The organism is Diplocloster hominis (genome assembly GCF_032380655.1).
In the GTDB taxonomy this organism is placed as follows: domain Bacteria; phylum Bacillota; class Clostridia; order Lachnospirales; family Lachnospiraceae; genus Diplocloster; species Diplocloster hominis.
Genome location: NZ_JAWDIY010000020.1, coordinates 97,256 through 104,526, shown reverse-complemented (window position 1 = coordinate 104,526; position 7,271 = coordinate 97,256). Strand labels below are relative to the sequence as shown.

The 7,271-nt window shown below is 47.4% G+C and carries 7 protein-coding genes; all 7 read left to right on the top strand.

Features of this window, described 5'->3' with window-relative positions:
- The first annotated feature begins 186 nt into the window (after positions 1 to 186).
- The 7 genes from ABC831_RS17830 to ABC831_RS17800 all read left to right on the top strand — a co-directional run bounded on the left by ABC831_RS17830 (position 187) and on the right by ABC831_RS17800 (position 7,256).
- Positions 187 to 1,134: a D-alanine--D-alanine ligase family protein gene (locus ABC831_RS17830; RefSeq protein ID WP_343249442.1), complete on the top strand. Its 948-nt coding sequence runs from the start codon at positions 187 to 189 to the stop codon at positions 1,132 to 1,134.
- Complete coding sequence (locus ABC831_RS17825) at positions 1,135 to 1,902, top strand: D-alanyl-D-alanine carboxypeptidase family protein (RefSeq protein ID WP_343249441.1); 768 nt, start codon at positions 1,135 to 1,137, stop codon at positions 1,900 to 1,902.
- Positions 1,903 to 1,914: 12 nt separating this feature from the next.
- Positions 1,915 to 3,366 carry a Na+/H+ antiporter NhaC family protein gene (locus tag ABC831_RS17820; RefSeq protein ID WP_343249440.1) on the top strand — a complete coding sequence of 484 codons (1,452 nt, stop codon included), beginning with the start codon at positions 1,915 to 1,917 and terminating at the stop codon, positions 3,364 to 3,366.
- The gene (locus ABC831_RS17815; RefSeq protein ID WP_425524603.1) at positions 3,363 to 4,040 is read left to right on the top strand and encodes a VanW family protein; all 678 of its coding nucleotides are present in this window, start codon (positions 3,363 to 3,365) and stop codon (positions 4,038 to 4,040) included. Before ABC831_RS17820 ends, ABC831_RS17815 begins: the two co-directional genes overlap by 4 nt.
- A 435-nt stretch (positions 4,041 to 4,475) precedes the next feature.
- Positions 4,476 to 4,994, top strand: a complete 519-nt coding sequence (locus ABC831_RS17810; protein ID WP_343249439.1) for a P-loop NTPase family protein — start codon at positions 4,476 to 4,478, stop codon at positions 4,992 to 4,994.
- A 23-nt stretch (positions 4,995 to 5,017) separates the two neighbouring features.
- Complete coding sequence (locus ABC831_RS17805) at positions 5,018 to 5,653, top strand: GNAT family N-acetyltransferase (RefSeq protein ID WP_343249438.1); 636 nt, start codon at positions 5,018 to 5,020, stop codon at positions 5,651 to 5,653.
- A 325-nt stretch (positions 5,654 to 5,978) separates the two neighbouring features.
- Positions 5,979 to 7,256 carry an ABC transporter permease gene (locus ABC831_RS17800; protein WP_343249437.1) on the top strand — a complete coding sequence of 426 codons (1,278 nt, stop codon included), beginning with the start codon at positions 5,979 to 5,981 and terminating at the stop codon, positions 7,254 to 7,256.
- Positions 7,257 to 7,271 lie beyond the last annotated feature (15 nt).

Sequence of the window (7,271 nt, the reverse complement as noted above, 5' to 3'; positions counted from 1 at the left end):
ATGTCAGCCATAAGACTTCCGTTAGTTTTCTATACAGAGCTGTATAAACATCATCTAATATATACACCTTTTTGAGACAGATAGCAATCTGTCTTATTGTGATGCATAATAGAGTACTTAATTTGAACGTTCGTATTCATTATTTGATGTTTAAAAAGGTTCTGCTTTTTATAATGTCTTAACTAAATGACATTGGTTATCCCGGTGGGAATTACCCGGCAGGGCGGCTGGTACCGTTTCAGGGGAGATGCGGAGAAAATCCTGGAAGACACCTGGTGCAATGGGCAGGACTGTACACCGGCGATCATTTCTCCGGACCGGACACAGCACTGCCTCATTGAATTCCGCAAGGGAAGCACGCTGAAGACCCCTCTGGATCTGGCCTTTCCGGTTCTCCATGGTAAAAATGGGGAGGACGGCACCGTGCAGGGGCTGATCCAGCTGGCTGGCATTCCGCTGGTTGGCTGCGATACCTTAAGCTCCGCGATTGGCATGGATAAAGACATTGCCCATACGGTAGTACAGGCGGCTGGAGTAAAGGTACCCCGCTCCGTGGTTCTTTATGAAGAATTAGAACATGAAAAATTGACCCACTGTACATCGACCTTCCGCTATCCTCTGTATGTCAAACCGGTGAAAGCCGGTTCCTCCTTCGGAATTACCAGAGTAACCGATGCTGCCTGCCTGTACGAAGCGGTTCAAAATGCTTTCCGGGTGGATGATAAAGTGGTGATCGAGGAAGAGATCCCCGGCTTTGAAGTCGGATGTTCCGTTCTGGGCAACCTGAAGCTGGTGATCGGAACGGTGGATGAGATCGAATGCCCCGGAGGCTTCTTCGATTTTCAGGAAAAATACCACCGCAAAGAGGCTAAGATCCATATGCCTGCCAGAATCGACGCCGAGACCGCCGCTAAGATCAGGGAAACCGCCGCGATCATCTACCGGGCGCTTAACTGCAAAGGTTTTGCAAGAGTGGATATGTTCCTGACCCCGGATGGTGACGTGGTATTCAATGAAGTAAACACCATACCCGGACTGACTGCCGTCAGCAGATATCCGAGCATGTTAAAGGACGTGGGTATTTCCTTCGAAGAGATGCTGGACCGGTTGGCCGGGCTGGCGCTGGAGGTATAAATGAAAACAATCACATTAAAAAAGGAAAATATAACAGAAGGCAGTCTGATCCTGGTCAACAGAAGCTTTCCGGTATCGCCGGAGCGCAAGGAAGTATCCTTAAAGCCGGTCCGCCCGGATTATCCCGATATTCTGCTGGAAAAAGAAGCGGTGGAAAGCCTTGGGAAACTGCTGCGGGATCTGGAGGCGGAAGCGCAGATCGTACCGGTCAGCGGATTCCGGACCAGAGAGGACCAGGAAGACATATACCGCAGTTCCATGGAGGAAAATGGGAAAGAATACACGGTAAAATACGTGGCACCTCCCGACGGCAGTGAGCATCAGACCGGCCTGGCCATTGACCTGGCGGAGAATCTGCCGGACATTGATTTTATAGCGCCGGAATTTCCCTATACGGGAATCTGCCAGCTCTTTCGGCAGCTGGCCCCCAGATATGGCTTCGTGGAGCGCTACCAGAAGCGCAAGGAAACGATTACCGGCGTGGCGCAGGAGCCCTGGCATTTCCGCTATGTAGGAAGGCCCCACGCATCCCTGATGCAGATGCATAATTTTACACTGGAGGAATATCTGGCCTACCTGAAAAAGTTTCCATATGACGGAAATCACCTGCTCATCGATCTTCATGGAAAACATTACGAGATTTTCACTGTGGAAGCGGGCGGTGAGCCGGTTAAAATACCGTGCCCGGAGCTTTGCAGCTGTACGGTATCCGGTAACAACGCGGATGGGTTTATTATCACTATGTTCTGGCAGAACATCATTGATTAGAGGGGGATATTTATGACAAATGAGAGGGAAAAACTAGAATTTTACGGCGGAGAATGGGTCTCCTTTCTGCCGTTCGTCATCTTCATTGTGTGTATTGTCATTACGACATTTTACTTTGGGTCGATTTCAGACGGGGCGCTGTGGCTGCCCGCGTTTCTGGGCCTTCTGCTCTCCTTCTTTCTGGCTAAGGATAAAAAGCATTATGCGGACGCCATGATCGATGGGATGGCCAGCAAAGAAGCCATCGTGCCGGTGGTCTGCTGGCTGTTCGCGGGAGTATTCTCCAGAATCCTTCGGGAATCCGGCCTGGCAGCGGGAGTGGCAGGTCTGGCAGCGGGGATTGGTGTCAATGGAATTCTCTTCGCTGTGATCGCATTTATCGCCTCCGCGGTCTTTGCCACGGCGTCTGGTACCGGGTTCGGGACTATCGCCGCAGGTATGGGAGTTCTTTATCCGGCTGGCCTGGCTCTTGGAGCTCATCCGGGAATTCTGGCCGGCGCGATCATCTCGGGAGCGGCATTTGGGGATAATCTGGCCCCCATCTCAGATACGACGATCTGCTCCGCCGCTTCCCAGGGCGTGGATGTGCCGGGAGTCGTGCGCTCGAGGCTTAAATACGCGCTGGCGGCTGCGGCCCTTACGATTCTGGCGATCACGGTGGCTGGAATCGTGCTGAACCAGTCCGGTGCGCCAGCGGGTTCTTATGCTTATGATCCAAAAACCTTGTTCATGTTCCTTCCGGTAATCCTGACGATTATCATAGCGGCCAGGACGGGAAATATTATCATCGCCACCAGTATCGGAATCGTGGCTGCCGGGGCGGTCGCTGTGGCGGCGGGGCTGATCGATATCGTGCAGATCGACGCAGCCCAGGCGTCCATACCTGCGTTGTTCTCTGTGTCAGGGGAAGGGCTGGACCGGACGGTGGGAGGTGTGCTGTATACGGGGCTTAGCAGTATGATCCAGGTCTGTGTGCTGGCACTGCTGCTCTTCGGGGCGACCTCGATCATGCGGGCCGGACACGGGGATCTGAAGCTTCTGGGTGTCATCAGCCGTATCGCCAAAGGTCCGGCGGCTGCGGAAGTCGTGATTTCCCTGATGGTGATCGGCCTGTCGGCCATCATGGGGCTAAACGCCCCGGCGATCCTGGCGGTAGGCGCTTCTTTCGCGAAGCCCATCTCCCAGAAATTCGGAATCAGCCCGTACCGGACAGCAAATCTGCTGGATGCTCAGTCCAATACACTTGTATACTGTATGCCATGGACACCGGCGATTATCTATACCCTGGGATTCGCGGCTGACAGCTCGGCTCCGCTGACGGCAGGGCAGATTACCCCGTTCGTATTCTACTCCTTCGCCATGCTGGTGGTTATGGCAGTCAGTATTCTATTCGGCGTCGGACGTCAGGACGGCATGCAGGCCCTGAACCGGAAGGAGCAGGAAAAGGGAGGCGCTGTATCATGAAAAGAAAACGGCTGACGGAGCTATTTCCCTTCCTTCTGCCCCTGCGGCAGAAACAGAGAAAATTCCTGTTCTACCTGAAAATGAGATTCGACAAGGCAGTTTATAGTCATACGAAGGAAGAAGGCCTGCTGCCCCATCTGATCTTCGAGACGCATTCGCTGCTGATCAATCCGAATACAGGATATGATATCCAGTATCAATATAACAAGGTCCATAATCTGAAGCTGGCTGTGAAAACCATGGACCGCATCCTGATCCGCCCGGGCGAGACCTTTTCATTCTGGCAGCTGGCCCGGTACGCGGACAGGCAGGAGCGCTATAAAGACGGCCTCTGCCTGGTGCACGGCGAGATCCAGGGGGTCTACGGGGGAGGGCTGTGCCAGCTGAGTAATCTGCTCTACTGGCTTTTCCAGCACACGCCTCTATCTGTGGTGGAGCATCATAACCATGCGAAACACAGCTTCCCGGTACCGGAATCAGGGGTCCCCAGCTGGGTGGATGCTACGGTCAGCGAGGGCTGGCTGGACCTGAAGGTAAAAAATGAAACCAATGCCACGTTTCAGCTGGACTTTTCCTTTGATGAGGAATATCTCTATGGATGTATCCTGGCGGACCGCCCGGTTCCGGTGCCGGAACTGTGCGGGGGACCGACGGATACCGGAGATCAGGCTTAAAGATAATGGGATTCAAATTGCATCGGCGGACCTGAGAATGGATCACCCTGAAGGGGTGCGAAGCTATTAGTCGCAGGACCGGGACACTACTTGCCATTCGGCTCAGACAGTGTCCCAGTCCTGCGACGTTTGTATGCCAGTCCCGTGATCGGTTACGTACAAAGTACATACGAGGTACCGCGAAGGGGGATGTGAAGAATATAATTATTTATATATCTTAATGTTGTTCTATTTTTTATAAAACGGTATAATGAAACAATAGTGAAATTCGATATTCATATGCGAGATACCGTATGAATCGGATGTATCTATGCATGTTCACTGCCGGAGATGTCAAGGAGACGGTCAAGACAGAGTCTGGCTACGATCTGGTGGTCTGGGGGAGCGCTGTGGCTGTTAAAAGTCTGTACTGAAAATTATCAATTTTATCAATACATGGAAAAATACGAAATTTACGGCGGAAGAAAAAATCCTTTGGAATTCAAAAGCATTGTGATGCAAAGAATCCATGATTTTCGTTCGTGCGGAAATCTATTCGAATACTCTTTTTTTCAAAATATAATGGAAGAATTGATGCTGTTTGCCATGTATAGCGAACAGCAAATTGAGGAATTTTATAAAGAAATAATATCGATGCTTGATATGCCGAAATTCAAATTGGTCCGCATGATACCTAGGGATATTGAAAATTGCATTAAAAATATAAGGGCGGAACGGGTAAATGAACAAGGGGAGGAAGTGTGGTATCCTCTCTTGATGAGTTATCTAAGCAGCTCAAATTATGGTAAAAAGCATGGTGTTTCAAATTTTGATGACATTATCACACATTTTAAACGCAGAATGGAATTGGAAAATAGGGTCATAAGGTTGATGCCGGAAGGATGCTGCATTCATGTCGAAAGTAAAAATTATGAGATAACAGATATTTTGTCTGCTTTAACTGAAGGGCTATAAATAGTATAAAAGGAGAATTATCTATGATAAAGATCAGAAATGAGCGGGAAGCAGATTACACAAAAGTGGAGGAAATCACCAGAAAAGCTTTTTATAACCTATATATTCCGGGATGTGCAGAACATTATCTGGTTCATATCATGCGGCAGCATGAAGATTTTCTGCCGGAATTAGATTTTGTGATTGAATTAGACGGTCAAATGATAGGAAATATCATGTATACGAAAGCGAAACTGGTTGATGAAACCGGAGAAGAAAAGGAAATCCTCACGTTTGGCCCGGTCAGCATTTTGCCCGGCTGCCAAAGGATGGGATATGGAAAAATGTTAATCGAGTATTCTTTAGAACAGGCGGCTGCACTTGGTTACGATGTGATTGTAATATTCGGAAATCCGGGCAATTATGTCAGCCGTGGATTTAAGAGCTGTAAAAAATACAATGTCTGTCTTGAGGACGGATCGTATCCGGCTGCGATGTTGGTAAAAGAGCTCCGAGAGGGTGCTTTAGACGGAAGAAAATGGTTCTACTACGATAGTCCGCTCATGCATTTTGACGAAGAGGAAGCACAGCGCTTTGACGATAAGCTGGAAAAAATGGAAAAGAAATACCAGCCGAGCCAGGAGGAGTTTTATATTCACAGCCATTCTCTGCTGCATTAATGTATTCAGAATCATTTTCTGTTGCATTCATGTATTCAAAATCATTTTCTGTTGAATTGTTTATATGGAAAACCTTGATTCACCTCACTTCTGGGGTTGGAACCATGCCAGTATAAGCAGACAGGATTCAAAAGGACGTTCTGAGTTGGACGTTCTTTTTTTTATGCCATGGACTAAGTGATTCATAAACCACATCGGGTAAGAAGGAATACTTATCATCAGAAAATGAAAATAAATACCAAAATCATACCACTTCCATATTTTTTCCATACTTTTTCTTGCTATTGTTATCTCATAATAATTTATATGAAAAAGGAGCGGATACATGAACAGAATATCGTTAGCGGTTAAATACTTAACACGCAAAAAATCACGTGCGTTTTTGATTCTGATTGTATTTTTTGCAATAAATGTGATGGCGTTCACTATCATTTCCATTCGGGAAGCCGCAGATGATGCTTTGGCGGATCTGGAACAAAAACCGCTGGATTATTTTTATCTTGATTCGCAATATGAGACAGACCAGGAAACCGTCGAGGTTGAAGGAAGTACGATCAGCTTTATGTCTGTACCACATTTGATTACCGACGAAGTAATTGAAAAAATTATGATCATCGATGGAATAAAAACATATGCAGCCCATTATGCCTTTTTATCGGGAAAAATATCCGATCATAACGGCAGCCCGCTGGAATTAGCTGCTTATAATGTTCCGGCGGAGGAGGATGACGCAGCTTCCATAAGAGGGGTATCTGATTCTGACCTATACTTAGGTTCAATAATAAATTTAACGGCAGGCAAACACATTACACCAGATTCACAGCGTGAAGCAATGGTAAATGCCCAATTCGCAAAGCAGAACAATCTGAATATAGGAGATAGGCTGACAATTACAACGCCGGGCGATACGTCCGGAACGGAGGTTGTCCTATCCGGTATATATGAAAATACGGTTGAACCGGATGAAGCAGGTGAAACTGAATTATTCCCATCAGAATTAAGCGAAAATTTCATTTATGTGGATTGCGGTACGGCGCTTGCTCTGGATGATGGGAAACAGGGAATCGTCAGCGTAAAATTTTTTGTTGACCGGCCGGATCAGATGACAGCGATTTTCGCGCAAGCCCAAAGGCTGGATATCGATTGGAACAAATATGTGCTGTTTAATGAAGCGGATACATCATTGATCGACGCTGATTCAGTCAAGGCCGTATCAAATCAGTTTTTTGTTTTGAACGCGGTAATCATTTTCGCAGGATTCCTGGTTATCACCCTTATCTTAATGCTTCAAACTAAAATGCGGGAAAACGAAATAGCAATATTACTTTCGCTCGGATTTACGAAAAACAGAATCGTATTGCAGCACATCATAGAGGTCATGATACCGGCAGGTATATCCATAGCCGCCGCATATTTTACAGGTAATTACTTAATATCCAGCAAACTATTTCAAGCGATCCATATCACTGTAAATGATATCCAAACAGTGACGGTAGTTCAGATCATTGTCACGAATCTCTGTTTGCTGGCTGCATCGATATGCGTATCCGACGCCTTGCTTTTGTACGCACCGCCAAAAACGATTTTTGAAAAAACGAATTGAGGGAAGTATCTATGA

Bases quoted from the DNA above. Each gene is read 5' to 3' on its own strand.
- ABC831_RS17830 (WP_343249442.1), top strand. From the start codon at position 187: ATGACATTGGTTATCCCGGTGGGAATTACCCGGCAGGGCGGCTGGTAC.
- ABC831_RS17825 (WP_343249441.1), top strand. From the start codon at position 1,135: ATGAAAACAATCACATTAAAAAAGGAAAATATAACAGAAGGCAGTCTG.
- ABC831_RS17820 (WP_343249440.1), top strand. From the start codon at position 1,915: ATGACAAATGAGAGGGAAAAACTAGAATTTTACGGCGGAGAATGGGTC.
- ABC831_RS17815 (WP_425524603.1), top strand. From the start codon at position 3,363: ATGAAAAGAAAACGGCTGACGGAGCTATTTCCCTTCCTTCTGCCCCTG.
- ABC831_RS17810 (WP_343249439.1), top strand. From the start codon at position 4,476: ATGGAAAAATACGAAATTTACGGCGGAAGAAAAAATCCTTTGGAATTC.
- ABC831_RS17805 (WP_343249438.1), top strand. From the start codon at position 5,018: ATGATAAAGATCAGAAATGAGCGGGAAGCAGATTACACAAAAGTGGAG.
- ABC831_RS17800 (WP_343249437.1), top strand. From the start codon at position 5,979: ATGAACAGAATATCGTTAGCGGTTAAATACTTAACACGCAAAAAATCA.